Below are 26,810 nucleotides of genomic sequence, written 5' to 3' on the forward strand. Positions count from 1 at the left end.
CGTGCGGAGCGCGACGGAAATCGCTGTCGGGCAGCAATGCACCCGCCGCGCACAGGGCTCTGACCTGCGCCACGAGCTGATCTTCCAGAGCCGTGGGATCGACCTCGAGAAGCTGAGCCAGAGCCCCGGCCGTCTGCCTCAGAGTCAGCGTCCCATCGGCGACAGACACGAACCCGGCCAACGCCGTATCGAGGTCGAAGACCTGCCCGAAGCCGATCCCCTGTTCCAAGGTGATCGAGTTGGGTTCCGGTGCTCCCGGAACGAAATGACGATGTTCGACGAGGTCGGGCGAGCGGGTGAACGCGGTCTCGGCGATCTCCTCGGGTCCGGCCGACGCCAGCCACGTCCGGATCGCGATGATCGTGGTGAGGAACTCCGCGAGCCCGTGCGGATTGTTCGCCGGCGCCGAGGTGACTCTCACCCGGGATTTGAATACTCCCTCCCCCGACGGCCGCCGGCGAGGCTCGACGTGTCTTGGCTGCCCGCGGAGTCTGCAGATTCAATCGTTGGCACATCGTTATCGGAACGGCTCATCAACACGTACCCGAACACGATTTCGTCCACACCTCTGGTGGCGAAGTCGTCGATCCAGGCAGATGCCGCCTCGTTCCAGGCAGTGCTGGCACGAGGGATCCCGCCGTCGCGGATCCACGTTTCCGCGTAGGCGATGGGGTCAAGGGCCTCGCGTTCGATGACGAACACCGATGTATCCGCATCGTCGACCCAGGTCTCCGGTCCACCGTCCGTCCCCGAGGCGGCTTCCCAGTTTCCGAGGCAGACGCTGCGTCCGCCCGCGGTGAGGTGCGCAGGGATCCGGGTGAAGAGTTCCCGAACCAGTCGGTCCCCGGTCATGCCGCCGTCTCGGTACTCGAAGGTGGTGTCCGTGCTGCGTGGGGTGATGACGAACGGCGGATTCGACACGAGCAGATCGACGGGATCGCTCAGCGGTTCGAGGAGAGACCCGTGCCGGAATTCGATCGTCGTCACACCGTTGAGTCCGGCCGAGAGTTCAGCCAGGCGCAGGGCTCGGTGGGAGATGTCGGTGGCGATGACCCGGTCGCTGTGGCGTGCCAGCAGCAGGGCTTGGATTCCGCAGCCGGTGCCGATATCGGCGGCCACGCCGACATGGTCGCGCGGGGTGATGGACACCAACGTCCGGCCGGCACCGCCGAGTCCGAGCACGAACTTGCCGTCGAGCACATCCGGGGTGGTCAGGGTGCCGTGATCGGCGACGAGGTAGAGGTTCTCGTCCCCGGGACGGAAGCCGCGCGGGACACCGACGGGAAGATCATAGGGGGTCAGCGCGAACGGGGCGGTCACCTCGTCGTCGTCCACGGTGATCAGCCCCGCCTCGGCGGCGGTGTCGAAGGACTCCCCCAGCAGAGCTCGGACCTCGGTGACCGGGATGGTGCGGTGGAGATGGAACAGCAGCGCGGCACCGGCCAGTGCGCGGTCGGCGGCCGTCGCCGACTCGTCAGAAAGCGTCCGGGTGCAGTGGTGGATGGCGGGTGCGGGATTGTTGCGCAGCAGCGCCTCCGAGGTCGCGGCACCCCAGAACTGGCGCAGCCGCGGTTCGGTGTATCCGGAACGGTAGAGGGTCTCGCCCAGGTGGGCCAACGGCAGATCAGTCACAGAAGAATCCTAGCGACTGCGCCATAATTGACTCATGGCCTCCTCTGCTCTTCTCGATATCGTCACCGGTTTCGGTGCCCGGGATGAGCGGATCGTCCATGTCCGCGATATCCCGCAGCGGTTCGAACGGGACGCGGAATGGCCGGACTGGATCGACGAGGAGCTCAGGCACGCCTGCCATGCCATCGGCGTCGACGCTCTGTGGCAGCACCAGCTCGAAGCGGCACAGACAGCCAGGGACGGTTCCGACGTCGTCATCGCGACCCCCACCGCGTCGGGCAAGTCATTGGGATTCTGGCTGCCGGTGCTCGAAGCGATCCAATCGACTCGCGGGAAGCTGCGCACCGCCTCGGCGATCTACATCGCGCCGACGAAGGCGCTGGCCGCCGATCAGCTGGACAAACTCGAACGGTTCGTCATCCAGGGCATGCGGCCGGCCAGCTATGACGGGGACACCTCGCAGGTCTCGAAGGACTGGGCGAGACGGCATGCGAACGTCATCTTCACCAACCCGGACATGCTCCACCGCAGCGTTCTGCCCCAGCACGAGCGCTTCGCTCGGATGTTCAAGAACCTCCGCTTCATCGTCATCGATGAGGCCCACCGGTACCGCGGAGTGTTCGGGTCCCATGTCGCGCTCATCCTGCGCCGCCTGCTGCGCATCGCCGCCCACTATGGCGCGTCCCCGGTCGTCATCGGAGCCTCGGCGACGATGGCGGACCCGGACGTGGCTTTTGCGAAGCTGACCGGTCGGCCCGCACATGCGGTGACCGAGGATTCGTCGCCGCGGGCGGCCGGCAGCTTTGCGCTGTGGGAACCCCCGGTGTCTCCGGGCGGGGACCGGCGCAGCGGTCTGGTCGAGGCAGCCGATGTCATCACCGATTCGATGTGCGCGGGCTTTCGGTCGATCACGTTCATCGCCTCCCGCCGCGGCACCGAAGCCCTCGCGCAGACCGTCCGCGACCAGGTGGGACAGGTGGACGAGACCCTGACCGGCAAGGTCGCAGCGTACCGGGGCGGGTATCTGGCCGAAGAGCGCAGGATGCTCGAGACCGCTCTGCGGTCGGGCCAGCTGCTGGCCGTGGCGTCGACGAATGCCCTGGAGTTGGGCATCGACATCTCCGGGCTCGACCTCGTCATCATCTCCGGCTGGCCGGGAACTCTGGCGTCCCTGTGGCAGCAGGCGGGGCGCGCCGGCAGGGCCGGGCAGCGGTGGATGGCCGTGTTCATCGCCCGCGATGATCCGCTCGATACGTACGTCGTCCATCATCCCGAAGTCATCTTCGACTCCCCCGTCGACGCCGGGGTCATCCATCCGGGCAATCCGCATGTGCTCTCGGGCCACCTCTGTGCGGCTGCCGCCGAAGTGCCGCTGAAGTCAGCCGACCTCGTGCACTTCCCGGACAATTCGTCCGAGGTCATCGACGACCTCGTGGAGGCGAAGTTGCTGCGGGCACGACCAACCGGATGGTTCTGGGCCAAAGACCAACCGGCCACCGACCTGTCCGATATCCGCGGTTCCGGCGGTGGACAGTTCAGCCTGGTCGAGGCGAGCACCGGCACTCTGCTGGGCACTGTCGACGAATCGGGTGCCCACACGGGCGCCCATCCGGGAGCGGTGTATACGCATCAGGGCATCGATTTCACCGTCCTCGATCTCGACCTCGAGGACCGCATCGTCGCCGTCGAACGTGCCGAGGTCGACTACACGACTCAGCCGCGCTCGCAGACTGAGATCTCGATCGTCGACACCGATGCACAGCGCTTTCTGACCTCCGGGGTGGCGGTGTGCAGCGGCACCGTCGACGTCAAGGATCAGGTCGTGGCCTACCGGATGCGAGCCAAGCGCGGTGGAGCGATCATCGCCGAACACGAACTGGACCTGCCGGAGCGCACTCTGCGGACGAAGGCCGTGTGGTGGACGATCCCGCAGAGCGTCCTCGACGAGGCAGAAGTCGTCTCCGGCGACCTGCCCGGCGCCGTCCATGCCGCCGAGCACGCATCGATCGGTCTGCTGCCGCTCTTCGCCGGCTGTGACCGCTGGGACATCGGCGGAGTGTCGACGGCACTGCATGCCGACACCGGACTGGCGACGGTGTTCGTCTACGACGGCCTGGCCGGTGGTGCGGGATTCGCCGAACGCGGCAGCGAGGTCATCGAGGAGTGGCTGGGTGCGACCCGGGATGCCATTGCAGCATGTGAGTGCATCGAGGGGTGCCCGTCGTGTGTGCAGTCGCCGAAGTGCGGCAACGGGAACGAACCGCTGGAGAAGGACGCTGCGCTGCGGCTGCTGCGCACCGTGCTCCGGTAGCGGTCCCCCTCATTTCCCAGCGACAGCCTCCTCTCTGACCTTCGGCAGAGGCCCGGGGATGTCGACTTCGATGACGACATAGGCGGACTGTTCGCTGAGCGAAGCACGGCAGCCCTCGAGGTGACCGCCATTGCGCTTCGCGACTTCCTTCGCCATCTCACACGGTTCTCCGGTGGCCAGTCCCCGCACGGCGTCCGCGGCGGCGAGCGCAGCCAGGTCCGCAGCGCTCTGCGCCCGACTGTGGGCGACGAAGGCCTGGCCGAGGCTGCCGATGGCGGCGACGAGGACGAACACGATCGAGCAGAGCCCCACGACGATGTTCGTCATGACGGCCCGCTCCTGTCGCCTTCGAATCGCGCGGTGGCATTCGCATCGACGGTGTCGAGGAAGAAGATCGCGGCCGGCAGTTCGATCGTGACCGTGACGACCGAATATCCGCCGTCGGCTCGGACGCGAACCGTCGAGGAGTCACCGGCGTGCTTCTTCGCTTCGGACACGACTGCGGCCTGGGGTTCGCCACGGGCGATCTCACGGGCCGCGGACCGTGCCGCGTCGAAGGCTCGCAGCTGGGAGAAGCCGACCGCGGCTGCTCCCGTGAGCAGAACGATGAGAAGCACGACGGCCGGCATGACGACGGCGAATTCCGCCGTCGCCGTTCCCAAATCGCGGTCCTTTCCTCGCTGCCGCTGACGGGAGCGTCCGCGTGCCATGAGACGGCTCAGCTTCCCAACCCGAGCGCCGAGGAGATGACCCCGGTGATGAGTTCCTTGATCGGTTCGGATTTGAGAACCACGACGAGCAGAGCGGCGAATCCGCACGCGGCCAGAGTGGTGATCGCATATTCGGCGGTGGTCGCTCCGGTGTCGGGCTCCCAGAACTCTTCGATCACCTGGTGATCCTCGACGGGTTCGATCTGCCCCGTCGGCGGATCATCGATCTCCGGGGGCGGTGATGTGGTGGCCATGCTCTCCTCCTTGGCTGAAATCCCGTTCGCACTCTGCGAGCGGACCTTCATCCTGGGAGTGAGCGCACCGACGTGTCCAGACTCGGTTTCGCGCCTGTGGAAACGGGTTCTGGGTCCACAGGATCACGGTGGTCGAGTGGAGAGTCCGTCCACAGGAAACTGCGAAGGAGTCAGTGCTGCCGGCTCATCAGGTGTTGCCGGCCCAGTCGTCTTTGAGGATGGCCATGATCACTTCGTCGTGACGACGGCCGTTGAAGAACACGGCTTCGCGTCGACGGCCTTCTTCGACGAATCCCGCCTTTGTATAGGAGGCGATCCCGCGGGTGTTGAACGCCCAGGTCTGCAGCTCGATGCGGTTGAGTCCCAGCTGGAGGAACCCGTATTTCACGGCCAGTCGCACGGCGTCCGAACCGTATCCGCGGCCGTGGAATTCGGGGCCGAGCACGATCGCCAGAGTGGCGGACTGATTGATGGGGTTGCGTCCGTAGAGCGTGACGTGACCGACGAACTCTTCGGTTTCGGTCAGTTCGATGCTGAAGCCGACTGCCTCGCTCGACGTGTTCGCGCTCCACTGCGAGAACTGTTCGGACACTCCCCCTTCCGGCCGCGGCAGAACCGTGTGATTCTGCAGGACCACGATCGAGGGATCGAACCACCACTGTTCGAGGTAGGGCAGATCATCCTCCCTCAAGGGGCGCAGACGCACGGATCGACCGATGAAGAGGTTCTCGGCGTAGTTCTCGGCTTGTTCGACATTGGACAGCTGATTGAAGGGTGTGACCGGTGCCATGTCCCGAGCCTATCGGTCGAGCCTGAAAACCAGGTCACCGCGGCTTCCGGGCCGGGTGAAAACCGCTGCGTGCCGCGGTCGCGCACACCTCAGAAGAACACGGTCGTGAGGTCGGAGAGCAGCGAGATCACGACCGGCACGACCGAGAGCAGCAGGAACGCCGGCAGAATGCACACACCCAAGGGCAGCACCAGCTGCACACCCAATGAGGCGGCGGCCTCCTGCCGACGACGGCGGGAGGAGGCTCGCAGCTCCTCGGCCACGGACTCGATGAGAGGTGCCGGGCCGACACCCGTGTGTTCGGAGAACTCGAAGACCTCGAGCACCGGCAGCAGCCGGTCGTCGTCGGCGAGTCTGCGTCCCCCGATCGTCATCGCACGCGCGATCCTCTGCAGACCCGATCGGTCGTCGGTCGCCTCGGCGGTCAGGGTCAGCGCCACGGGAATCGGCAGGCCCGAGGTCAGGCAGATCGCCACGAGGTCAAGGTCGAACGCCAACTGATCATCGGCCACCGCCCGCTCTGTGCCCGATCCGGCCGTTCCCGCCTCCGGTGCGGCCGCCTCGGTGTCGGTGGGATCGGTCCTGCTCTCGCCGAGGAGGCTCTGCAGTCTCCCGCGGGTCGTTCCCGACCACAGCAGCACGCAGAGCCCGACACAGACACCGATGAGCAGGGGAATCATGGTCACCTCTGCGCCCGCAGCATCATCGTCCGCATCCACCATCGGCCGGCCCCGTACAGAAGCAGGCCGGCCCCGATGCTCAGCTGTCCCGGCAGCCCGCTGATGAGCTCCAGAGGGCGGACGCCGATGAGCAGGCCGAGACCGACGCCGATGAGCGGCAGCCAGCTGAGCACCCGCACCGTCGACCTCGGTCCGGCCATGGCGATGCGGCGTTCGCGTTCGGCATCGAGTGCGTCTCTCTGAGCTGCCGCATAGCGGAGGATCATCTCCGCGGCGGGGGCTCCGGAGCGTTCGGACACCGTCCACACGGCGGCCATTCCGGACAGCACACGAGCGGCGGTTTCAGACAAGGCGCTGCTGCGAGTGGCGATGGCGCGTCCGGGTTCCTCGCCCAAGGAAATCGCTCGTGAGATCGGGGTCAGAGCGTCGTTACGGCGACTCAGCGTGCTCATCACCGCCTGCGGGGTCATCCCCACCTTGAGCAGGTGGGCGCAGTTCTCGACGGCGGCGATCGCCCACAGCCGTTCGGCCTGATCATCGGCGGTGTGGCCGCCTCGGCGAAAGAAGGCACGCACTCCTTTCCGCGCCGGTTCGCCGCCTTCGCCGCGGTGGAGGAGCTCCCGCAGTCTCGACCGATCCGGGGGTGCGGCGAGGATGATCCCGGCCGCGATGAGGACGGCGGTGAGAACGATCATCGGGCGGACTTCTGTTCGAGCACGGCTTCGAACCGAGCCAGGGCACGTCGATTGACGGTGCCCGTCGTCGATGGTGACGGGCGGCCCCACACCGGTTCCATGACGACTCCCTCGGCTCCGGTCCTCGTCGGGATCGCCAGTTCCGTGATTCCCCGTTCGGAACCGGTGCGACGCAGATGGATGACGAGGTCGATTGCAGTGGAGAACTGCGAATACACGGCGTCCGGGCTCATCTGCGCCAGCGCACCGAGCGCGGCCACCCGGCTCGGCACAGCCTCGGCGGTGTTCGCGTGGATCGTCGCGCACCCACCCTCATGACCGGTGTTGAGCGCGGTGAGCATGTCCCGGACCTCGGCGCCGCGGCACTCCCCGACGACGAGGCGGTCGGGCCGCATCCGCAGGGCGTTGCGAACGAGGTCGGTCAGAGTCACCTCGCCGCCGCCTTCGACATTGGCCTGGCGGGCGGCGAGTTGGACGGTGTGGGGGTGGGTGACGATGAGTTCGCGGGAGTCCTCGACGATGACGATGCGCTGGATCGTCTCCACCAGGGACAGCAGAGCGCCGAGGAGGACGGTTTTTCCCGTGCCCGTCCCGCCGGAGATGAGGATGTTCGCCCGGGAGGTGACCGCCTCGGCGATGAGGGGGCTGATCTCGTCGGGGACGAACCCTTCGGCGCAGAGCTGGGAGTAGGGGAATCCGGCCCGTTTGGGCACGCGGAAGCTGATCGTCGTCGTCTCCCCGGAGATCGGTGGGACGATCGCGTTCATCCGCACCCCGTCGGGCAGGCGCACATCGACATAGGGACTCGAATCGTCGAGGCGGCGTCCGCCGAGGGCGGCCAACCGCACCGCCAGGGACCGCACGTCCTCCTCGGACCCGAGCGTGAGGTCGAGCAGCCGGGGTCCATCACCGGTGTCGGCGAAGATCTCTCGCGGTCCGTTGACGAACACGTCCGTGGTGCCGGGCACCTCGAGCACGGATTGCAGGGGCCCGGCTCCGGACAGCTGCGCGGACAGCCGGGTGACGAGTTCGAGCAGGGCGGAGGAACCGAGCACGCGTCCGGTGCGTTGGACCGCCTCGGCGACGGCGGCCGTGGTCACCGGCCCCGGATTGTCGAGCAGCGTTTTGCGGACATCGGCGACGAGCGAAGCGTCGAGCCATTCGCTCATTCCACCCACTCCCCCAGCAATCGGTCGACGAGGCGGCCGAGGTGCGCGCCGCCTGGGATTCCCTCACCGCGGTCGACGGCGGCGGACAGGCCCCGATCATCGCGGATGCTCCCGGCCAGGTTCAGCCCGATGGAATCGGCGAGGAGGTCGGCGTCGAGACCGCCGGCCCCGGTTTCACGGACGACGAGGCGCACATCCGGGTGGGCGTGGGAGAGCCGCTTGGCCACTTGGGAGGAGGCGACGGCGGATCGGACCCTGGCCGGGGAGACGAGGAGGACGTGATGGCAGCGCCGGGTCCACTGAGGCGGGGCGTGGCGGGGCAGATCGACGATGACGAGGTCGAAGGCCTGGCCGGCCGCGGCGAGGAAGTCGTCGAAGACGTCCGGATCGAGGTCGACGGTGTCGTCTCGTCCCCAGGACAGAAGGGCGAGTCCGTCGTGGCGGGGCAGCGCTTCGGCCAAGGTGGAGGGGCGCAGCTGTCCGCGGGAGGCACTGAGGTCGGTCCACCGGGGACCGGGCGCCTGTTCGGCACCGAGGACGAGGTCGAGTCCCCCGCCGAGCGGGTCGGCATCGACGAGGACGGTGCTGTGATCGGCTCCGGCCCGCCGGGCGAGTGCGCAGGCGAGCACGGAGGCTCCGGCTCCCCCGCATCCGGCGACGACGCCGACCGTGGTCCCAGGTGCCGTCGGCGGTTCGACAGCGGCGATCATCCGCCCGCTCAGCCATTCCGCGGCGGCAGGCAGCACGGCGAGCTGGTCGACGCCGAGGTGCGCGGCCCTCGCCCAGGTCGAGGAGGGTTCGTCATCGTCGAGGACGACGAGGATCGTGTCTGCCCGGTCGGTGGCGGGTGCTTCGCGGACGTCTTCGCCGAGGAGGATGAGCGACGCGGACTGCCAGCCTCCGGAGTCGGGAGGCAGGACGGTCAGCGAGATGCCGATGCTTTCGGCCACTCGGGCGCATTCTTCGGTGATCGCACCGAGGTCGGTGATGAGGGCTACCTGCATGCACCGAGCCTGGACCCGCTCGGCTGTCACCGGCCAGACCCGAGTGCCGCCCTGTGGATGAGACGACGAAGGGGCGCCTCCTGTGAGGTTGAGTCACAGGAGACGCCCCTTGTTATGGTCTGCAGCCTCAGTCCAGGCCAGCCACGGTGGACCGGCCCGTCGGTCACCTCACCTGGTGCCGGTGGCACCGAGTCGACCGAGGCCTGTCCACAGCATTGACGTGCGAGTGGCTGCCAACCGAATCAGCCGCGCTGGATTCCTTCGATGTTGCGCAGGAGACCCGTGGTGCTGCCGTCGGAGTCGCGGACCTTGAACCAGGAGCCGTTGTCCTCGAGGCTGAGGTACCAGTCGCCGGGGTAGATCGTGAACACCGGCATTCCGGTGGTCTCGTCCACAGCTTCGCGCGGCTCGGGGACGGCGAACCAGAACGCTTGGATGATGGGGCGTCCACCGTCCTGGTTCTCGGCCTGACCATTGTTCTGATCGGCGTTCCGACCGTCGCTCTGAGCACCGCCGGACCGGTTCTGACCGGCATCGGCGGGCACCGGCTGGCTGTCGACGGCCGTCTGCGCCATGGTCTCCTCGTTCGACCTGTCCGAACGCCCGTCGGTCTCGGGACGGTTGGCATAGTCGGCGACGGGAACGTACTGAGTCGGCTCTTCGCTTTCGGGAGCGGTCGTCCGCTCCCCACCGGTTGCCGGCTCCATCACAGCGGTCGCCTGCTCATCGTCATCCGCGGTTGCCTTGTCATCGGCCGTGGGCTTGTCGTCGGCCACGACCTTGTCCTCGGCCGGGGTGCTGACGACGGTGGCTTCGGTGGAGCGGACGTTCGCATCGTCGTCCGGACCCTGTGCCGTGGCCTCGTTGTTCGCTGCCGAGGATTCCGCTGGCGAAGCGTTCGAGGCCGCTTCTGCCGAAGTCGCGTCCGCAGATGCGTCACCTGCCGACGCCTGATCGGCGTCGGTCGAAGCCCCATCGGCATCGGTCGAGGACTGTGCAGCCGAGGCCGCACCGGCAACGTTCGCGCCTTCGGCGGCGTTCGGGCTTTCTGCGGCGTTCGTGTCCGAGGTCTTTGAGTTGACCTTGGAGACGAGGTCGCTGCTCTCCGCCGGTGACACCACCGTCGGGGCTTCGTCTTCCCTCACCGAGGCGGCCGCGGACTTGTCCGCAGACGTTTCCTCGTTCACTTCGTCCTGCGGAGCAGTCGACGTTGGGTCGGTCGGTTCCGCACCGGTCTCCGATTCGGGAGCGGCGTGGCGGCCCCGGCGACGTTCGGAGTCCGAATGCACAGCAGCGACACCGGCCACACCGGCACCGATCACTCCGGCGCCCGCAGCAGCGGCCACGGCACCCGAATGTGACGAGTCGTCCGACTCTGAGGGCTGGGCATCGGCTCCCGCAGACTGGTTATCGGTCGTGGTCGGCTGATCGCCGCTCGCACTGGGCTGGCCGTCGGTCGCATCTGCCTGCGGCTGGCCGGCGCCCACACCGAATGCCTGAGTCGGTTCGCTCTGCGAATGCTGCGGGGCCTCCGAATCGTGACGGCCCAGGTAGGTCTGGCCGTCACCGGTGCTGTGCACCGGTCCGTCAGCGGGGTCGTGGTCCGAGGTCGCGCCTGCGGATGCGGGTGCGGCGCCCGCGGCCGATGCGCCGGCAGCGGGGGCTGCGAAGGAGCTGGCCGAACGCTCGGCTTCCTGATCCTGCGGCGGAGCATAGGGGCTGGGCTGGTTCTGCTGGTCCGAAGGCTGGGCCAGCTGGTCGGGAGCGGCGAACTGGTTCTGCTGTTCCGGACCACCGAACTGTCCCGGACCGCCGAACTGGTCCTGCTGACCCTCCTGTGCAGGCTGACCCGACTGTCCCGGTCCGGCGAACTGGTCCTGCTGTCCGGGCGCACCGTACTGAGTCGGCTGGCCGGACTGTCCCGGGCCGCCCGGCTGACCGAACTGAGCCGGCTGTCCGGGTCCTTCCTGACCCGGCCCGGCAGGAACCGCGCCATAGGGTGCGAATCCGGGCGCACCGGCGCCAGGGCCGGCAGCACCGGGCACATTGGCCACCGGTGCCGGATGCTGGGTGTGCTTGGCGACGGGGCGAGCCTTCGGATGGGTTTCGATGTCCTCGCGGCCGGCGAATTCCTTGGCGAAGAACGGCAGCATCGTGAACACACCGGCGAAGAACGCAATGAGCGCAGCGAAGAACGTCAGGTACGAGCCCACATGCCAGTAGACCGCCGAGGTGAGCAGGTCGATGAACACATAGGTGAAGGCGATCGCCGAGAGTACGGAGATGAACTGGTCGAGGCTGAGGGATCCGACCCGCAGCCGACTGTTGCCCAGTTTGTTGACGAGCACAGCCGCCACGATGAGCAGGATCGTGAGCACCCCGAACACGAGCGCGCCCATGTCCGCGACATTCCAATGCCACAGGGTCGTCGTCTCGCGGCCGAAGCCGTAGCTGTAGCCGCGGTAGGGCACGAACAGGGCGATGAAGGCGAGCAGACCGGCAAAAGGAGGAAGAGGTCGCGCAGAGTCAGCGGTCCGAGGATTCCCGGGCCGGTCTTCTGCTTCGGCGCAGGTGCCTGACCGAACTGCCCCTGCCCCGGAGCTGAACCGTACGGTCCCGGTGCCGAGCCGTACTGCCCTGGGGCAGAACCGTAAGGCCCGGGTCCCGACCCGTACTGGGCCGGAGCCGAACCATAGGGTCCCTGAGCGGCGGGCTGACCCGGTGCCGATCCGTAGGGTCCCGGTGCCGATCCGTAGGGTCCCGGTGCGGAACCGTAGGCCGGCCCGGGCGCCGAGCCGAACTGTCCCGGTCCCGAACCGTAGGCCGGCGGCTGACCGCCGGGCTGCTGCGCGTTCTGGCCAGGGTACTGCGGGGGCTGATCCTGCCACGGCTGTGGCCCGGACCCGGTTGGATGCTGCGGCGAACTCATCGCTGACTCCAGTCGATCTCGGGGAAAGGTAACTGTGTTTCCGTGTCCGGTCGGGACAGATCCCGACAGACTCTGACCCCATCCTTGCAGAACACAGGCCTCCTGTGCACTCATATCCGCATTCTCAGGCACCTCGAAAACTCCTCATTCCCCCCGCCGAGGCGGCCCTTCGGTCTACCCAAGACCGCCGAAACCATGTGAGCCATACCACAGGAACTGTGCGGCGGCTACCTCCGATTTCCCCGCTCATCGAGTGAAACTGCCCTCCACTGCCCTCGAGCACAGGTATACAGTGCAACTAGAATTTTCGATCCACCAAGGAAGTCGGAGGGAAAGCATGACCGAAACCGCTGCCGAGCAGACCGAGACGTTTGCCCCGCCTGAGCAGTTCGCCGCGAACGCCAACGTCAAGGCAGACGAATACGAACGCGCCGAGGCAGACTATCTGAGCTTCTGGGCTGAGCAGTCCCGTGAGCTCGTCGATTGGCACGAAGACTTCGGCGAGGTCCTCGATTGGACCAACCCGCCGTTTGCGAAATGGTTCGTCGGCGGAAAGCTCAATGTCGCTTACAACTGCCTCGACCGTCACGTCCTCGCCGGCAATGGCGACCGGGTGGCCATCAACTTCGAAGGCGAGCCTGGCGACTCCCGCATCTTCACCTATGCCGAACTCCTCGCCGAGGTGTCGAAGGCGGCGAACACGCTGACCGATCTCGGCGTCAAGAGCGGAGACCGAGTCGCCATCTACCTGCCGATGATCCCCGAAGCCGTGATCTCGATGCTCGCCTGTGCCCGCCTCGGTGCGGCACATTCCGTCGTCTTCGGCGGATTCTCCGCCGATGCTCTGCACTCGCGCATCATCGACGCCGAAGCCCGCGTCGTCATCACCGCCGACGGCAGCTACCGTCGCGCCAAGCCCACGAGCCTCAAGCCCGCCGTCGATGAAGCGATCTCCCAGGGAGACACCCCGGTCGAGCACGTCCTCGTCGTCAAGCGCACCGGTCAGGACGTCGACTGGGTCGAGGGCCGCGACCAGTGGTGGGAGGATTCCGTCGGCCAGGCCAGCGACGAACACGAATGCGAGTTCTTCGACTCGGAGCACCCGTTGTTCATCCTCTACACCTCCGGTACGACAGGGAAGCCCAAGGGCATCCTCCACACCACCGGCGGCTACCTGACCCAGGTGCTGTACTCGATGAAGGCCGTCTTCGACATCAAACCCGAAACGGATGTCTTCTGGTGCACCGCCGACGTCGGTTGGGTCACCGGTCACTCCTATGTCACCTATGGCCCGCTGGCCGCCGGCACGACTCAGATCATCTACGAAGGCACCCCCGACACCCCGCATCAGGGCCGTTGGTGGGAGATCATCGAGAAGTACAAGGCCACGATCCTCTATGCCGCCCCGACTGCGATCCGCACCTGCATGAAGTGGGGCGAGGAGATCCCCGCGAAGTACGACCTGTCCAGCCTGCGCCTGCTCGGCAGCGTCGGCGAACCGATCAACCCCGAGGCCTGGCGCTGGTACCACCGCGTCATCGGCGGTGAGCGCTGCCCGATCGTCGACACCTGGTGGCAGACCGAGACCGGAGCCCACATGATCGCTCCCCTGCCCGGCGTGCTGTCGACCAAGCCCGGTTCGTCCCAGCGTCCGATCCCCGGCATCTCCGTCGACGTCGTCGATGATTCGGGCGAGAACCCGGCGGGCCCCGAAGGCGGACTGCTCGTCATCCGCCGCCCGTGGCCGTCGATGCTGCGCGGAATCTGGAAAGACCCGGAGCGCTTCGAGGAGACCTACTGGTCACGGTTCGAAAACACGTACTTCGCCGGCGACGGCGCCCGCCGCGATGAGGACGGGGACATCTGGTTCCTCGGTCGAGTGGACGACGTGATGAACGTGTCCGGTCACCGCCTGTCCACCGCGGAGATCGAATCCTCGCTCGTCGCCCATTCCAAGGTCGCCGAGGCGGCCGTGGTCGGCGCTGCCGACGACACATCGGGTCAGGCCGTCATTGCGTTCGTCATCGTCGTAGGCGGCGTCGAGAATTCTCCTGAGACCGCCGAAGAGCTGCGTCAGCATGTGGGCAAGGACATCGGCCCCATCGCGAAGCCGAAGAAGGTCCACATCGTCACGGACCTGCCCAAGACACGCTCCGGCAAGATCATGCGCCGTCTGCTCAAGGACGTCGCCGAGAACCGGGAGGTCGGCAATACGTCGACCCTCGCCGACGCCTCGGTGATGGACCAGATCGAGAAGTCCGTCGCAGGAGCCTGAGCCTCTCGCCCTGAGGCCGGACTCGGATGACCCGTCGGTGACAGACGACCCTGCCGCATAGCGGCCGTCGTCGGGATCCGACGGGTTTTCCCGATTCCCCGCCGATTCGCCTTTGGCCGAAGGGCGCGTTCAGACTACTCTTAAGTTAGATTGTCCTCGTTCTCGATTTAGGAGCTCTCATGGCCGAACGGTCCATCAGCGAACTGATCAAAGGCATCAGCGACGATTCCAAGGCCCTCGCCGAAGAAGAGATTGCCCTTGCCAAGGCCGAAGCCACTGCCGGTGCGAAGAACCTGGGCATCGGTGCGGGACTGGCCGTCGTCGCGCTCTTCCTGCTCTTCCTGTCCTCGTTCATGGTGATCTTCGCCGGTGCGGCCGCATTCCATGAGGGTCTGGGCTGGCCGTGGTGGGGAAGCTTCCTCATCGTCTTCGGCATCCTCGCCGTCATCGCGATCATCCTCGTGCTTGTCGCCCTCCCGCTGTTCAAGAAGGGCAACCCGGTACCCGGCACCGCGATCGGCTCGGCCAAATCGCTCGTGGCCTCGGTCAAGCGTGCAGTGAAGAACCCCTCGGGACCCCGTTACTGAACCACTACTGACAGGACCCGCTCGGTCCTCGACAGCGAGACAATGAAGCGGCGCCGGACATCGTGTCCGGCGCCGCTTGTCACTTTCTCACTCGGCGCATTCGCAGTCAGCGCCGCTTCGCCACCCGCTCCTTGGCTTCACGTCGCACCTGACGTTCCCGCTTGCGCGCTTCGGCCAGCACCTTCTGCGCCTGCCTGACGGCTTTCTGGGCCTCTCGCAGCTTCTTATCGGCGATGACATCGGGGTCATCATCAGCGATCATGGCCTTCCCATCAGCCGCTTCCCCGGCAGCGTCGCCGGAGGAGTCGGCCGGGGTTGTCGCGCCCGAGCCGTCCGCCATCCCGGATTCGGCGCCGCTCCGCCTGCGCTCGACCCCGTCGATGAAGGCCTCCACTCCGTCGAAGCCGCGTTCGAGTCCGAAGTCGAAGGGATCGGACTCCGAGGTGAAGACCCCCGCATCGATCGCCCTTCTGAGGAACGGATATCCATCCTCGGTGATGACCGCGTCGAAGAGCCGCTGCTCCCGGGACGCCACCTCGGCGGCATCCAAGCCGGTCGTTCGACTCTGCTCCTCATAGCCTGCGGCGATCATTCCCTTCCAGCGGGCGACACCGGTGACGAGCAGGGAGACGGCGATCCGCTCCTCTTCCGACAGACCGGTATCCGAGAGCGCCTCGAGGCCGGCCTCCAGCCACGCCGAGCTGTTCGGGGTGATCGGGCTGCCGGTGATCGGCATCGACAGCAGCCAGGGCTGTCGGACATAGATCAGTGACTGGGCCTGGTAGAGCTCGCTGAGGCGAGCCCTCCAACTGAGAACTTCCCCGTCCGCCTCCGGCGGCAGACCGGTCGCCTCCTCCTGCATGAGCAGGAGCAGATCGTCCTTCGAGCTCACGTATCGATAGAGCGACATCGGCGTGTACCCGAGGCGCTTTGCGACCGCGGACATCGACACCGCCTGGATGCCGTCGCTGTCAGCGATCTCGATGGCGGCGTCGACGATCTTCTCGACGCTCATCTCCCGCTTCGGTCCTCGCTGCGGTGTCGCCGCGACTCCCCACGCCAGCGCGATTCCGCTGGGGAGCTGCTCGATCGTGTCGTCAGAACTCATGTCGCCATCTTATATTGTGTATACCATATATTGCGTGTTAGTGTCATATACAGTTTCTGCCGTATACAGAAACCTGCTCGGTGATTCCGACCTGTGAGAGGACCCCATCATGACCACCGACGGCTCCATCAGCACCGCTTCTCATCCAACCGCTCCATTGCCGCTCCCGGCGGAGGGCACCGCCACGGATGACACCCGAACTGCCGCCATCTCGTTCACCGGCGTGGGCAAGCGCTTCGGTGCGAAGTCCGTCCTCGACGGGCTCGACTTCCATGTCCGCAGGGGCGAAGTCTTCGCCCTCCTCGGCTCCAACGGCACAGGAAAGACCACCTGCATCAATATCCTCACCACCCTCGTCCGCCCGGACACCGGATCGGTTCGGGTCATGGATGTCGATGTGTGCGAATCACCCGCCGAGGCGAAACGTCGCTTCGCAGTCACCGGTCAGTCTGCGGCCGTCGACGCCCGCCTCACGGCCGAGGAGAACCTCGTCCTCCTCGGCCGCCTCTCCGGACTGAGCCGTCGCGCCGCGAAGGCGAGAAGCCGTGAGTTGGCCGAGAAGCTCAGTCTCACAGCCTTCATGTCCGCTCGGGTCGCCGCGCTCTCCGGCGGCATGCGTCGCCGCCTCGACCTGGCGCTCAGTCTGGTCGTCCCGGTCGAGGTGCTCATTCTCGATGAACCCACCACCGGTCTGGACACCCGCTCCCGGCAGGGGCTGTGGAACGAGGTCGGCGAGCTCTCCCGAGGCGGCGCGACGGTGTTCCTCACCACGCAGTACCTCGACGAAGCCGATGCCCTGGCCGATCGGATCGGGTTGCTCGACAGCGGACGCATGGCGGGCCTGGGCACACCGGCAGAGCTCAAGGCACGCATCGGCGAAGACACCGTGTCCATCCGCGGAAGCGACGGGACCCAGCTGGATGAGATTCCCACAGACGGGACCGTCGACGGCCTCGCCTCGGCGATCGAGCCGTGGGTCGGTCGATCGTCCCGGGCCTCAGTGTCCCTGCACAGTCCCAGCCTCGATGATGTCTTCCTCGCCTTCACCTCGGCCGACAAGCCTCACTGACCACCCGCACCCCTGCCCGCGCCGCCGTGCATCATCACCGTCCAGAGAGGACACCGCAATGTCACACAGTCACCCGACCACCACGTCCGCGACAGCAGCAGCACCGAACGCAGCCGACCTCCCCCGCCGGACGACCCGGACACGCCCTCGCGGATTCTCCGCCGAGGCGACCTTCATCGGCAGAAGCCTGCGTCACGCTGTTCGAGACGTCGAATCACTGCTCATGGCCGTCGCTCTGCCGGTCATGCTCATGCTCATGTTCACCTTCGTCTTCGGCGGCGCCCTCGATCCCGATGGCGGATACGTCGACTACGTCGTTCCCGGAATCATCCTCACCTGCGCCGGCTTCGGTGCCGCCTCGACTTCGCTCTCGGTGGCCTCGGATATGACCTCCGGGTTCGTCGACCGGCTGCGGACGATGCCCGTGCGAGCGTCTGCTGTCATCACCGGCCACGTTGTGGCGAGCCTTGCAAGGAATCTGTTCGCGACCTCCGTCGTCCTCCTCGTCGCCGTCGCCATCGGTTTCCGACCCTCCGCAGGAGTCGGAGAGTGGCTGGCGACCATCGGACTCGTCGCTCTCTACATTCTGGCGATCACGTATCTCTTCGCCGCCATCGGCCTCGCCGCAAAATCTCCCGAATCCGCAAACGGGTACGGTTTCATCCTCCTCTTCCTCCCCTACGTCTCCAGCGCATTCGTGCCCGTCGAGACCATGCCGAGGTGGTTGGAGGTGTTCGCCGACAATCAGCCGATCACTCCGATCATCGACGCCCTGCGAGCATTGCTCATCGGCACCGATATGGGCGCCTCACTCTATCTCGCCGTCGGCTGGTGTCTGCTCATTCTCGCCGCGACAGCGGTATGGGCCGCAGTGCTGTTCAACGCGAAGGCCGGACGTCGCTGAATAGCTGCGGACGCCTCGGTGATCGAGTTCAGAAGTCGATCGCGATAGGAGCGTTCTCGTCCCATTCGCGGGCCCAGCCGAGGTGGTCGAGGGCGAAGTCGAGGATGCCGGCGGTGAAGCCCCAGACCTTGAGGACTCCGACGTCGAAGGCCGGGGTCGAGAACTTCAGATCGGGGCGCGCAAAGGTGCCGCGATTGGCGGGGGCGACGAGGTCGGCGATGGCCACCCGATAGACGGAGTAGGACTCCCGCTGATCCATCACCTGCACGCGGCCCGGTTGACGCCAGTAGCCGACCACCGGCGTCACCTCGAACTTCGAGACCGGGATGTAGAGCGGGTCCATCTCACCGAGCACTTCGACGGTCTCCGGGGAGATTCCCGCCTCCTCCTCCGCTTCACGCAGCGCCGCGGCCGCCATGGAATGGTCTTCGGGATCACGGCCGCCGCCGGGGAAGGCGACCTGACCGGGATGGTGACGCAGGGTCGCAGCCCTTTGGAGCAGCACGATGTCGACATCGGCGACACCGATTTCGGCCAGGCGTGATGCTTCTGAGCGCCCCGCCTCGGTGCGGGCTTCTCCCCCACGCCCGAAGAGCATGAGCACGGCGGCGTCACGAGCGGCATCCTTTGCCGAACCCTTCTGCCGGCGCAGCCACAGCGGGGACCCGTGCGAGGTGGCGAAGTCTTCGAGCTGAGCGCGCAGGACACCATCGGCGATCGTCGCCGATTCGGGTGGAATGTCGGGGATTTCGGTGCTCACTGTCCGTCCTCGGAGGCGGCCTCCTCGGCGGGGGTGGCCAAGGGCGCCATTTCGAAACGGAGCATGGCGCGGGCCTTCTCCGGGTCGAGCTCCCCGATGCCGAACGAAGGGCACAGCGCACTCAGCGGGCAGGCGCCGCAGGCGGGCTTGCGGGAATGGCAGATGCGCCGGCCGTGGAAGATCACCCGATGAGAGAGCATGGTGAGGTCCCTCTTCGGGAACAGCGCCGCGATCTCGTGTTCGGCCTTGACCGGATCGGTCTCCTCCGTCCACCCGAAGCGGCGGGCCAGCCGGCCCATATGGGTGTCAACGGTCAGCCCCGGGGTGTCGAAGGCGTTGCCGAGGACGACGTTCGCGGTCTTGCGCCCGACTCCGGCGAGCTTGACGAGCTTGTCGAGCTTGTTCGGCACTTCGCCGTCGTACTCGTCGACGAGTTCGTTCGCAAGTTTGACGATGTTGCGGGCCTTCGCCCGGTAGAACCCGGTGGAGCGGATGTGCTCCTCGACCTCGACGAGGTTGGCCACGGCCAGGGCGTGGGCGTCGGGGAAGGCGGCGAAGAGGCTCGGGGTCACCGAATTGACGCGGATATCGGTGGTCTGAGCGGAGAGGACGGTGGCGATGAGCAGCTGGAACGGGGTCTCGAAATCGAGTTCGCATTTCGCGTTCGGGTACACCTCGGCGAGGACGCGATGGATCTTGCGGGCCCGGCGTGTCCGGCCCAGCGGGGTCTCCTTCGCGAACTTCCGCGCGCTCTTCTCTGCCACAGTCAACACGACTCACCATCCTAATCCGTGCCCTGTCATTCCGCAGTCATGCCGGTCACACCCTCGGCTCAGGCATGTGTGCCCGGATCCGCGCCCGGAACTGGCCGTCTGCGGGAATGGTGTGGGCGGGAGTAGTGTTGGGCGACGCGGAAGGCGTTTTCATACTGATGGGCCACACTCCCGCGTCTTTGCTGGTATCGATGCAGATGACCAGGTAGATTTATGTGTGATTATCACGACAAGGAGGAACCAGTGGATATTGAAGTGGTGCGGGGCGCGACGCTCTTCGCAGGTCTGGACGATGAAGCCACCAGTGCATTGATGAAGTTCATGAACCCGCGGAGTCTCCGTCGGGGAACCGTGCTCTTCCATGAGGGCGATGCCGGTGACGAGCTCTACATCGTCTCCTCGGGCAAGCTCAAGATCGGCCGCGAGTCCTCCGATGGCCGCGAGAACCTGCTGTCCGTGGTCGGCCCCGGCGAGATCATCGGTGAGCTCAGCCTCTTCGATCCGGGCCCACGTTCGACCTCCGTCACCGCTGTGTCCCAGTCCGAGCTGCTCAGCCTCAAGCACGACGACCTCACCACCTGGCTCAATGAGCGCCCGCAGGCCGCAATGAACCTGCTCAAAGCTCTCGCCCAGCGTCTGCGCCGGACGAACGAGACCGTCGGCGACCTCGTCTTCTCCGACGTGCCCGGCCGCGTCGCCAAGGCGCTGCTCGACCTGGCCGCCCGCTTCTCGAAGCCGGCTCCCGACGGTGTGCTCGTCGCTCACGACCTCACCCAGGAAGAGCTGGCTCAGCTCGTCGGTGCTTCCCGTGAGACCGTGAACAAGGCACTGGCCGACTTCGCCGCCCGCGGCTTCATCCGCCTCGAAGCTCGCTCCGTCGTCATCCTCGACATGGACCGTATGCGCAACCGCGCCCGCTGACCCTCCCAGCGACGTCCGGCCGCTGTGGCCGAGTGAATCGCCGCGATGCAAGGACGCCCCAGCCGATTCGGCTGGGGCGTCCTTCACGTTCGGGCGGCGAGCCTCGTTCAGGCATCGTCGGCGGGCAGGGCGTCGAGATAGGCCAGCTGCGCCTTGACGATCTGTTCGGCCGCCGGTCGCACGCTCGGGTCGACGTCGTGGTAGACGATGTCGCAGACCTCCGAGGCGGTGCTCGCTCCCTGTTCGAGTGCCGCTTTGACCTGTTCGATGCGTTCGAGCCGGTGTGAGCGGTAGTAGTCGATCACCTCGGCGGGAGCGTCGATCCGCTCACCGTGGGCCGGTTCGATGATCTCGAACTCGCCGGCGTCGAGCAGTTCCCGCAACCGGTCGAGGGAGTTCAGGTAGTCGCGCAGCGAGCCTTCCGGATGGGTGACGATCGTCGTCCCCTCCCCCAGGATCGTGTCGCCGCTGTAGAGGGCTCCGGCGTGGATGAGGCTGATGCTGTCGCTCGTGTGTCCGGGGGTGGCGACGACGCGCAGCACGTCGGCCGGGGTGGAGCCGAAGGCGATCTCGTCGCCGTCGGCCACCGGGTCGGTATGGCGGGCGAATCGCTCGAGCACGGCGTAGACGGGCACCTCGGGGGCCCACTGTTCGATGCTTCCGAGCATCTCGGAATGGTCGGCGTGCTGGTGAGTGAGCACGATGGCCGTCAGATCACGGTCGGCCACCTCGGCGAGGAAGGCCTGCCGGTGTTCGGCCATCTCCGGGCCGGGGTCGATGAGGACCGCAGAGGTGTCATCCTGGCTGGTGAGCACGTAGGTGTTCGTTCCGGTCAGGGTCATCGGGCCGGGATTGTTCGCACGGATTCTCATGAGTCGTCGTTCTCCTCGTCTGTCGTTTCCTCATCATCGTCACCGCTGAAGGACAGAAAACCGGGGTTCTGGTCGTTGTCGGTCTCGCCGACGGCCACGGCCCGGTCGCGCAGGCTGCCCTTGCTGTGGGGGTCCTTGCCCGTGTGGATGACGACCTTCCAATCACCGTCGTCGTCGATGATCTCCGGACGCAGCGGGTGGACGTTGCGGATCTGCGCCATGGCCGCGCCCACGGTCGGAACCTCGGTGAGGCTTTCGACGATGATGCGGGCGGCCGCGCCGATGCGGTCGGGGTCCCCTCCCACCTCGGCGAGGACTTGGCCGGGACGTTTCCACCCGGCGGAGGTCTCGTTCGGTGACAGGAAGTCGACGTCTTGGCCGAAGGGCACGGTGGCGATGAAGTAGGTGGTGTCGAACCTGTGCAGCTGGGTGGGGGTGTTGATCCAGCGCAGCCACGGTTTGCACAGGTCGGGGCGCAGCCGCAGATCTCGGTCGCGCAGGACCTGCGACCAGGTCACTTCGTTCGAGAACAGCCGCGATCGGGTGGTGCGCCAGTCCGTCTGCGGTGCGGCCAAGATCTCCCGGTCGACATCCTCGGCGAGCAGAATTCCAGTGGCTGCGAAGGTGATGCGGGCGGCCGCGGAGAAGTGGTGCAGGGCGCGGGATTTGTTCTCGATGCTCAGCGCACGTGCGCACCGGGCCGAATTCCATCCGGCCAGAGGCAGCTTCCGCACATCGCCCGGGCGCAGGCTGCTGGTGGGGAATGCCCACCGATTGCGGTCCTCGACGCCGCGAGCGTCGAGCTGCCGGGTGATGAAGAGCTCCAGCCCGTCCGCGGAGTCCCGGATCAGCACGATCGCCGAGGTGGGGCGCGGGGCTTCGGGGACGGGCCACCGTCCGTCGGACTGCCAGTGGTCGAGCAGCCACCGCAGTTCCGACGAAACGGGAAGAGTGCGTCCGCTAAGCGGCATCGCCTGAGACTTCGACGATGACTTCGACCTCGACGGGCGTGCCCAGCGGCAGCGTATTGACGCCGACGGCGCTGCGGGCGTGCTGCCCGCGGTCTCCGAAGATCTCACCGTAGAGCTCGGACACGCCGTTGATGACGGCCGGCTGCTGGGTGAAGTCGTCAGCGGAGTTGACGAAACCGGTGACCTTGACGACGCGCACGATCCTGTCGAGGTCGCCGATGACTCCGGCGATGGCGGCCAGGGCGTTGAGCCCGGCTGTGCGTGCCAGCTGGTAGCCGGTGTCGAGGTCGACATCCGTACCCAGGTGACCTGTGGCGGGCAGCTCGCCGTCGACGACGGGCAGCTGGCCCGAGGTGTAGACGTAGTTCCCGGTGCGCAGCGCAGGGACGTAGGCGCCGGCTGGAGTGGCGATCTCGGGCAGTTCGAGGCCGAGTTCGCTCATGCGCTCAAGAGTCTTCGACATGATTCTTCTTTCCGTGGGGGTGGGTGTCAGCGGTCGGGCCGGTTCAGGTCACTCTTTCGGGCGCTTGAGGTAGGCCACGAGTCCATTGTTGTCCGGCCCCGGGACGACCTGCACGAGCTCGTATCCGTCCTCGCCCCACTGGTCGAGGATCTGCTTCGTCGCATGGACGATGAGCGGCACGGTGACGTATTCCCACTTGGTCATGATTCTCCTCGTATGTTGGTGCGCCGCCGAGGCGGTCCGGAGGTGATCCGGTGTGCCGGCCATTCCTTGTGAGCGACGACGCTGGTCCGTTCCCCACACTAGCCCAGACCGGGCAGGCCGAGCACCTGCGTTCCGAGACGGCAGTGCGACCATGGTCGAGCGGGTGCAGGCACACCGGCAGACGGTACAGCGAAGGCGGGGAGGATCTGGTCCTCCCCGCCTTCGCTGTCATGGTGTCCGACGGGTTCTATCGGCCGGTCGCGGTCGACAGGTCAGCGGCTCAGTTGCCGCCGAGGCCGGGGGCCTCACCGCCGCCGTCGCCGCCGTTTCCACCGCCGTTGTTGCCATTGCCGCCGCCGTTTCCGCCGCCGCCTCGTTGTTGCCGGATTGCCGCCGCCACCGCCGCCGGTGCCGCCGTTGCCTTGGCTTCCGGCCTGCCACCACCGCCCGCCGGTGCCGCCGCCTCCTCCGCCGGTGGACGAACCGCCGCCACCGCCGAGCCGCCTCCGGAGAAGTACTTGCTGCTGGGCCTCGGGAAGCCGGTGTTGCCCTTGGTCTCCTTGACCGCTTGGCTCATGTACGACTGCCAGGTCTTACCGGAGATGGTCGCACCGTAGACGTGGCCGCGGACGGCACCTTCGCTGTTCGTGCGCCAGTCGCGGGTACCTGCGGGGTCACCGGTCCACACGGCTGTCGACAACGTCTTGGTGAAGCCGAGCAGCCAGGTGTGACCGACATCGAAGTTCGTCGTACCGGTCTTCGCACCAGCCGGAACTCCGATCTTCAGCGAGCTGGTGGTACCGCCGTTGAAGGTTTGAGTCAGCGCGTAGGCGACGCCCTTGGCCACTTCCTTGTCCAGCACGCGCTTGCAGCCCTCTCCGGGGATGTCGAGCTTCTCGCCATTGCGGTCCTTGATCTCGGTGATCGGCTTCGGTCCGCAGAACTCGCCCTCGTTCGCGAAGGCGGCGAATGCCGCAGCCATGGCGATCGGGGTGGTCTCCGTCGTACCGAGGATCGACGAGGGCGACAGCGCCTGGATGAAGCCGGACTTGTCCTTGTAGTCGAGTGGCTCACCGCTGCCATAGCGGATACCGAGGTCCATGGCCGTGTTCATGATCTCGCACATGTTCAGCTGGTTGCCCATAGCCGCGTAGCCGGTGTTGACGGATTTCTTCGTCGCCTCGAGCGCGGTCATCGACCCCCGGCCTTCACCGTCACCGGCGTTGTTCGGGTTCCAGTCTCCGCCCATATTCGGGCAGCCCTCGTACTTCCAGGAACTGGCCGGGAAGTTGCGCTTCGTCGCATTGACGGTGGTGTTGAGGCTCTTGCCTTCCTTGAGCCATGTGGCCAGGACGAAGGGCTTCCATGTCGAACCGACTTGGAATCCGCCGCCGCCGTTGTGCTTCTTGTCGACGGTGTAGTTGATCGAGGTCTTCTTGCTTCTGTCCTTCTTCTTCACATCACCGACCGTGTACTCACGGTTCTCGGCCATGGCGACGACTTCACCGGTTCCCGGTTCGATCGTCACCAGGGCATGGCCGGCGCCGGAGGGGTCGCCGACGGGGACGCGCTTCTTGACCTCCTTGTCCGCGATCTTCTGGATATCCGGGTTGAGGCTGGTCTTGATCGTCAGGCCGCCTCGTTGGAGGAAGGCGAGCCGCTCTTCGACGGTCTTGCCGAAGGTCTCATCGTTCATGATGACGTTCTGCACGTAGTTGCAGAAGAACTCGGCATCGCTCTTCGCCGCCGAACAGCCGTTCGGGGTCTCATGCAGATCGAGGTCGAGGTCGGTCTTGACCGCCTCGTCGTATTCCTTCTGCGTGATGTGGTCGTACTTGAGCATCTGCCCGAGCACGGTGTTGCGGCGCTTGAGCACCTGGTCGGGGAACCGCTGCGGGTTGAACGCCGAAGGATTCTGCACGATTCCGGCGAGCATCGCCGACTGTTGGATGTTGAGATCCTTGGCGTGGATGCCCCAGTACCGGTAGGCGGCCGCTTCGACGCCGTAGACGTTCGGGGAGCCCGAGTAGTTGTTGATGTTCATGTAGCGGTTGAGAATTTCCTTCTTGTCGTACTTCTTCTCAACCGCGACAGCGAGTTTGGCCTCACGCAGCTTACGCGCATAGCCTGCGGTGCCTTCGGATTCCTTCGCCGCTTCCACACCTTCGGCGTTATCCTCGGCATGCGCGTTCTCTGCCAGCACGTTCTTCACGTACTGCTGGGTCAGCGTCGATCCGCCCTGAGTCGTCGAGGACACCATATTGTGCACCGCGGCACGAGCGATGCCTACGATGTCGACGCCGCCGTGTTCGAAGTACCTGTAGTCCTCGACGGCGATCGTCGCGTTCTGCATATCCTGCGAGATCTCGTCCAGCGGCACCTCCTGGCGGTTCTGCCAGTAGAACTCCGCGATCTCGGAACCGTCGGAGGCAAGCATCGTCGACTTCTCTCCCAGCTCCTTGATCTCCAAGGTCGCGGGAAGTGAATCGAAGATCTCGACAGCGCTGTTCGCGCTGGCTGTCGCAACACCGACTCCGGGAATGGCCAGGCCGGCAGCGACGATTCCCGCCACCGCACTGACGGCCACGAACTGCATGAACGCGCCCATTTTTGTGGGTGGAGCGTTTGACTCAGGAGACACCATGGTAGCCAGTTTAACGAATTCGCCTTGTGCAAATCTTCAGAAACCGCTGAACGAGCTACGCCTGTGCAACGAGTTCCAGGACGCTGACTTCCGGTCGGCAGGCAAAACGCACTGGTGAGTACGGTGAGAAGCCGAGTCCCGCGGAGATGGCGACGAGACTCTGCCGGTACGGGAAAACTCCGCGGGCGCGTGTCCGATCGAGATCGCAGTTCGTCACCGGCGCACCCCAGAAGGGCACACGGATCTGTCCGCCGTGCGTGTGTCCGGCCATGATGAGATCCGCCCCCGCCGAGGCGAACGCCTCCAAGGTCCGCGAATACGGGGCATGTGTGACGCCGATTCTGAGCCCCGCCTCGGGGTCGAACCGCGGGTGTTCGAGTTCGCCTTCGCCGGGTTCTCCCCCGCTCCAGCGGATCCGGTCACGGTCGATATGGGCGTCGCCGAGCCCGGAGAAGTGGATGCGGGTGCCCTTGATCGTCAGGGCCGCCTCGGTGTTGTCGAGGAAATGCCATCCCTGACCTCCGGCAGCCGAGCCCGAAGCGGCCGTCGGTTCCTCGAACCCGCGGACGAGGGCCTTGACGTCGAGGTCGGGGTTCACCCGGTGTTTGACCTGGGACGGTGAGCGCAGATACTTCGCAGGATTCTTCGCCTGCGGGGAGAAGAAGTCGTTCGACCCCAGGACGAAGACGCCGGGGGTCTCGAGCAGACCGGAGAAGACGTCGAGGACGCTGGGCACGATATCGGCCGAGAGGTTGTCGCCGGTGTTGACGACGACGTCCGGTTCGAGGCAGGTGAGCGCTTTGACCCAGGAGGCACGATGTTTCTGCCAAGAGGCCAAGTGCAGATCGGCGACGTGGAGGATCCGGATGGACTCGGCTCCGGCCGGCAGGATCGGCAGAGTGCGGCGGCGGATGGCGAAGAGGTGCGGTTCGATGACCGCACCCCAGATTCCGGCGGCTGCGGGGGCAGCAAGAGCACCGGCGAGGAGAGCGCGCTTCTTCATTCCCCCAACTCTATCCGCTCTCTCTTGCTACCTGACGGCGGCCCAGCAACCTCGCGCCAGGTTGCTGAGCCGCCGTCAGGTA

General features: G+C 66.2%; 25 protein-coding genes and 1 pseudogene. 6 read left to right on the forward strand and 20 right to left on the reverse strand.

Translation table 11 applies throughout. The annotated features are described in order from the left end of the window. Together AC2W7L_RS16885 and AC2W7L_RS16890 are read right to left on the reverse strand one after the other, a co-directional pair. A pseudogene (locus AC2W7L_RS16885) lies at nucleotides 1–421 on the reverse strand (methyltransferase); the annotation flags it as partial. Then, nucleotides 418–1,632 carry a DUF7059 domain-containing protein gene (locus AC2W7L_RS16890; RefSeq protein ID WP_486005374.1) on the reverse strand — a complete coding sequence of 405 codons (1,215 nt, stop codon included), beginning with the start codon at nucleotides 1,630–1,632 and terminating at the stop codon, nucleotides 418–420. The gene AC2W7L_RS16890 and the pseudogene AC2W7L_RS16885, both read right to left, overlap by 4 nt. Before the next feature lie 34 nt (nucleotides 1,633–1,666). Here AC2W7L_RS16890 and AC2W7L_RS16895 point away from each other — a divergent pair, with 34 nt between their 5' ends. Further along, nucleotides 1,667–3,943 (forward strand): DEAD/DEAH box helicase, encoded by a 2,277-nt coding sequence (locus AC2W7L_RS16895; protein WP_486005375.1) that lies wholly within the window; start codon nucleotides 1,667–1,669, stop codon nucleotides 3,941–3,943. A 9-nt stretch (nucleotides 3,944–3,952) separates the two neighbouring features. On the opposite strand, the gene AC2W7L_RS16900 is transcribed toward AC2W7L_RS16895, so the two are convergent. From AC2W7L_RS16900 to AC2W7L_RS16940, 9 genes are all read right to left on the reverse strand, one after another. Further along, nucleotides 3,953–4,270, reverse strand: coding sequence for an Rv3654c family TadE-like protein (locus AC2W7L_RS16900; RefSeq protein ID WP_486005376.1), 318 nt, complete (start codon nucleotides 4,268–4,270; stop codon nucleotides 3,953–3,955). Next, nucleotides 4,267–4,605 carry a TadE family protein gene (locus AC2W7L_RS16905; RefSeq protein WP_228281670.1) on the reverse strand — a complete coding sequence of 113 codons (339 nt, stop codon included), beginning with the start codon at nucleotides 4,603–4,605 and terminating at the stop codon, nucleotides 4,267–4,269. The genes AC2W7L_RS16900 and AC2W7L_RS16905 overlap by 4 nt, the downstream gene beginning before the upstream one ends. Before the next feature lie 56 nt (nucleotides 4,606–4,661). Next, a complete protein-coding gene (locus tag AC2W7L_RS16910; protein ID WP_486005377.1) occupies nucleotides 4,662–4,907 on the reverse strand; it encodes a DUF4244 domain-containing protein in 246 nt (81 codons plus the stop codon). Between the two features lie 187 nt (nucleotides 4,908–5,094). Then, a complete protein-coding gene (locus AC2W7L_RS16915) occupies nucleotides 5,095–5,697 on the reverse strand; it encodes a GNAT family N-acetyltransferase (RefSeq protein ID WP_167194353.1) in 603 nt (200 codons plus the stop codon). Nucleotides 5,698–5,786: 89 nt separating this feature from the next. Further along, the gene (locus tag AC2W7L_RS16920; protein ID WP_486005378.1) at nucleotides 5,787–6,377 is read right to left on the reverse strand and encodes a type II secretion system F family protein; all 591 of its coding nucleotides are present in this window, start codon (nucleotides 6,375–6,377) and stop codon (nucleotides 5,787–5,789) included. 2 nt (nucleotides 6,378–6,379) lie between these two features. After that, on the reverse strand, nucleotides 6,380–7,072 hold the full coding sequence (locus tag AC2W7L_RS16925) for a type II secretion system F family protein (protein ID WP_486005379.1): 693 nt from the start codon (nucleotides 7,070–7,072) through the stop codon (nucleotides 6,380–6,382). Next, complete coding sequence (locus tag AC2W7L_RS16930; protein WP_486005380.1) at nucleotides 7,069–8,241, reverse strand: TadA family conjugal transfer-associated ATPase; 1,173 nt, start codon at nucleotides 8,239–8,241, stop codon at nucleotides 7,069–7,071. Before AC2W7L_RS16930 ends, AC2W7L_RS16925 begins: the two co-directional genes overlap by 4 nt. Continuing rightward, complete coding sequence (gene ssd, locus AC2W7L_RS16935) at nucleotides 8,238–9,245, reverse strand: septum site-determining protein Ssd (protein ID WP_486005381.1); 1,008 nt, start codon at nucleotides 9,243–9,245, stop codon at nucleotides 8,238–8,240. The genes AC2W7L_RS16930 and ssd overlap by 4 nt, the downstream gene beginning before the upstream one ends. Nucleotides 9,246–9,487: 242 nt before the next feature. After that, complete coding sequence (locus tag AC2W7L_RS16940; RefSeq protein WP_486005382.1) at nucleotides 9,488–11,716, reverse strand: MSCRAMM family adhesin; 2,229 nt, start codon at nucleotides 11,714–11,716, stop codon at nucleotides 9,488–9,490. A 795-nt stretch (nucleotides 11,717–12,511) separates the two neighbouring features. Here AC2W7L_RS16940 and acs point away from each other — a divergent pair. Then, the gene (gene acs / locus AC2W7L_RS16945; protein ID WP_486005383.1) at nucleotides 12,512–14,449 is read left to right on the forward strand and encodes an acetate--CoA ligase; all 1,938 of its coding nucleotides are present in this window, start codon (nucleotides 12,512–12,514) and stop codon (nucleotides 14,447–14,449) included. A 179-nt stretch (nucleotides 14,450–14,628) separates the two neighbouring features. Continuing rightward, nucleotides 14,629–15,036 carry a phage holin family protein gene (locus AC2W7L_RS16950; RefSeq protein WP_486005384.1) on the forward strand — a complete coding sequence of 136 codons (408 nt, stop codon included), beginning with the start codon at nucleotides 14,629–14,631 and terminating at the stop codon, nucleotides 15,034–15,036. Between the two features lie 106 nt (nucleotides 15,037–15,142). On the opposite strand, the gene AC2W7L_RS16955 is transcribed toward AC2W7L_RS16950, so the two are convergent. Further along, a complete protein-coding gene (locus AC2W7L_RS16955) occupies nucleotides 15,143–16,144 on the reverse strand; it encodes a TetR/AcrR family transcriptional regulator (protein ID WP_486005385.1) in 1,002 nt (333 codons plus the stop codon). Between the two features lie 109 nt (nucleotides 16,145–16,253). On the opposite strand from AC2W7L_RS16955, the gene AC2W7L_RS16960 reads away from it, so the two are divergent. Both AC2W7L_RS16960 and AC2W7L_RS16965 read left to right on the forward strand, forming a co-directional pair. After that, entirely contained in the window at nucleotides 16,254–17,213 is a 960-nt protein-coding gene (locus AC2W7L_RS16960; protein WP_486005386.1) for an ATP-binding cassette domain-containing protein, read from the forward strand. Nucleotides 17,214–17,271: 58 nt separating this feature from the next. After that, a complete protein-coding gene (locus AC2W7L_RS16965) occupies nucleotides 17,272–18,117 on the forward strand; it encodes an ABC transporter permease (protein ID WP_486005387.1) in 846 nt (281 codons plus the stop codon). A 28-nt stretch (nucleotides 18,118–18,145) separates the two neighbouring features. Here AC2W7L_RS16965 and AC2W7L_RS16970 read toward each other — a convergent pair whose 3' ends face one another. Together AC2W7L_RS16970 and nth are read right to left on the reverse strand one after the other, a co-directional pair. Next, the gene (locus tag AC2W7L_RS16970; RefSeq protein WP_486005388.1) at nucleotides 18,146–18,877 is read right to left on the reverse strand and encodes an NUDIX hydrolase; all 732 of its coding nucleotides are present in this window, start codon (nucleotides 18,875–18,877) and stop codon (nucleotides 18,146–18,148) included. Continuing rightward, a complete protein-coding gene (nth, locus tag AC2W7L_RS16975; RefSeq protein ID WP_062244842.1) occupies nucleotides 18,874–19,650 on the reverse strand; it encodes an endonuclease III in 777 nt (258 codons plus the stop codon). Before nth ends, AC2W7L_RS16970 begins: the two co-directional genes overlap by 4 nt. Nucleotides 19,651–19,893: 243 nt before the next feature. Here nth and AC2W7L_RS16980 point away from each other — a divergent pair, with 243 nt between their 5' ends. Beyond that, a complete protein-coding gene (locus AC2W7L_RS16980; RefSeq protein WP_039211346.1) occupies nucleotides 19,894–20,571 on the forward strand; it encodes a Crp/Fnr family transcriptional regulator in 678 nt (225 codons plus the stop codon). Between the two features lie 107 nt (nucleotides 20,572–20,678). On the opposite strand, the gene AC2W7L_RS16985 is transcribed toward AC2W7L_RS16980, so the two are convergent. The 6 genes from AC2W7L_RS16985 to AC2W7L_RS17010 all read right to left on the reverse strand — a co-directional run bounded on the left by AC2W7L_RS16985 (nucleotide 20,679) and on the right by AC2W7L_RS17010 (nucleotide 26,728). Next, a complete protein-coding gene (locus AC2W7L_RS16985) occupies nucleotides 20,679–21,443 on the reverse strand; it encodes an MBL fold metallo-hydrolase (RefSeq protein WP_486005389.1) in 765 nt (254 codons plus the stop codon). After that, nucleotides 21,440–22,414 (reverse strand): NUDIX hydrolase, encoded by a 975-nt coding sequence (locus AC2W7L_RS16990; RefSeq protein ID WP_486005390.1) that lies wholly within the window; start codon nucleotides 22,412–22,414, stop codon nucleotides 21,440–21,442. The genes AC2W7L_RS16985 and AC2W7L_RS16990 overlap by 4 nt, the downstream gene beginning before the upstream one ends. After that, nucleotides 22,404–22,877 carry a RidA family protein gene (locus AC2W7L_RS16995; RefSeq protein WP_486005391.1) on the reverse strand — a complete coding sequence of 158 codons (474 nt, stop codon included), beginning with the start codon at nucleotides 22,875–22,877 and terminating at the stop codon, nucleotides 22,404–22,406. The genes AC2W7L_RS16990 and AC2W7L_RS16995 overlap by 11 nt, the downstream gene beginning before the upstream one ends. Nucleotides 22,878–22,925: 48 nt before the next feature. Next, complete coding sequence (gene sp36, locus AC2W7L_RS17000) at nucleotides 22,926–23,081, reverse strand: Sp36 family protein (RefSeq protein WP_009883339.1); 156 nt, start codon at nucleotides 23,079–23,081, stop codon at nucleotides 22,926–22,928. A 280-nt stretch (nucleotides 23,082–23,361) separates the two neighbouring features. Further along, entirely contained in the window at nucleotides 23,362–25,677 is a 2,316-nt protein-coding gene (locus AC2W7L_RS17005; RefSeq protein WP_486005392.1) for a transglycosylase domain-containing protein, read from the reverse strand. Nucleotides 25,678–25,780: 103 nt separating this feature from the next. Further along, nucleotides 25,781–26,728: a metallophosphoesterase gene (locus AC2W7L_RS17010; RefSeq protein ID WP_486005393.1), complete on the reverse strand. Its 948-nt coding sequence runs from the start codon at nucleotides 26,726–26,728 to the stop codon at nucleotides 25,781–25,783. Nucleotides 26,729–26,810: the final 82 nt, after the last annotated feature.

This window comes from Brevibacterium sp. LAARM3_SD1 (assembly GCF_057364765.1).

What these genes read in the sequence shown, in the direction of transcription:
- AC2W7L_RS17010 (WP_486005393.1), bottom strand. Translation starts at nt 26,728, where the DNA reads ATGAAGAAGCGCGCTCTCCTCGCCGGTGCTCTTGCTGCCCCCGCAGCC.
- acs (WP_486005383.1), top strand. Translation starts at nt 12,512, where the DNA reads ATGACCGAAACCGCTGCCGAGCAGACCGAGACGTTTGCCCCGCCTGAG.
- AC2W7L_RS16990 (WP_486005390.1), bottom strand. Translation starts at nt 22,414, where the DNA reads ATGCCGCTTAGCGGACGCACTCTTCCCGTTTCGTCGGAACTGCGGTGG.
- AC2W7L_RS16955 (WP_486005385.1), bottom strand. Translation starts at nt 16,144, where the DNA reads ATGAGTTCTGACGACACGATCGAGCAGCTCCCCAGCGGAATCGCGCTG.
- AC2W7L_RS16965 (WP_486005387.1), top strand. Translation starts at nt 17,272, where the DNA reads ATGTCACACAGTCACCCGACCACCACGTCCGCGACAGCAGCAGCACCG.
- AC2W7L_RS16915 (WP_167194353.1), bottom strand. Translation starts at nt 5,697, where the DNA reads ATGGCACCGGTCACACCCTTCAATCAGCTGTCCAATGTCGAACAAGCC.
- AC2W7L_RS16920 (WP_486005378.1), bottom strand. Translation starts at nt 6,377, where the DNA reads ATGATTCCCCTGCTCATCGGTGTCTGTGTCGGGCTCTGCGTGCTGCTG.
- AC2W7L_RS16925 (WP_486005379.1), bottom strand. Translation starts at nt 7,072, where the DNA reads ATGATCGTTCTCACCGCCGTCCTCATCGCGGCCGGGATCATCCTCGCC.
- AC2W7L_RS16950 (WP_486005384.1), top strand. Translation starts at nt 14,629, where the DNA reads ATGGCCGAACGGTCCATCAGCGAACTGATCAAAGGCATCAGCGACGAT.
- ssd (WP_486005381.1), bottom strand. Translation starts at nt 9,245, where the DNA reads ATGCAGGTAGCCCTCATCACCGACCTCGGTGCGATCACCGAAGAATGC.
- AC2W7L_RS16995 (WP_486005391.1), bottom strand. Translation starts at nt 22,877, where the DNA reads ATGTCGAAGACTCTTGAGCGCATGAGCGAACTCGGCCTCGAACTGCCC.
- AC2W7L_RS16985 (WP_486005389.1), bottom strand. Translation starts at nt 21,443, where the DNA reads ATGAGAATCCGTGCGAACAATCCCGGCCCGATGACCCTGACCGGAACG.
- AC2W7L_RS16900 (WP_486005376.1), bottom strand. Translation starts at nt 4,270, where the DNA reads ATGACGAACATCGTCGTGGGGCTCTGCTCGATCGTGTTCGTCCTCGTC.
- AC2W7L_RS17005 (WP_486005392.1), bottom strand. Translation starts at nt 25,677, where the DNA reads ATGCAGTTCGTGGCCGTCAGTGCGGTGGCGGGAATCGTCGCTGCCGGC.
- AC2W7L_RS16910 (WP_486005377.1), bottom strand. Translation starts at nt 4,907, where the DNA reads ATGGCCACCACATCACCGCCCCCGGAGATCGATGATCCGCCGACGGGG.
- sp36 (WP_009883339.1), bottom strand. Translation starts at nt 23,081, where the DNA reads ATGACCAAGTGGGAATACGTCACCGTGCCGCTCATCGTCCATGCGACG.
- AC2W7L_RS16930 (WP_486005380.1), bottom strand. Translation starts at nt 8,241, where the DNA reads ATGAGCGAATGGCTCGACGCTTCGCTCGTCGCCGATGTCCGCAAAACG.
- AC2W7L_RS16895 (WP_486005375.1), top strand. Translation starts at nt 1,667, where the DNA reads ATGGCCTCCTCTGCTCTTCTCGATATCGTCACCGGTTTCGGTGCCCGG.
- AC2W7L_RS16960 (WP_486005386.1), top strand. Translation starts at nt 16,254, where the DNA reads ATGACCACCGACGGCTCCATCAGCACCGCTTCTCATCCAACCGCTCCA.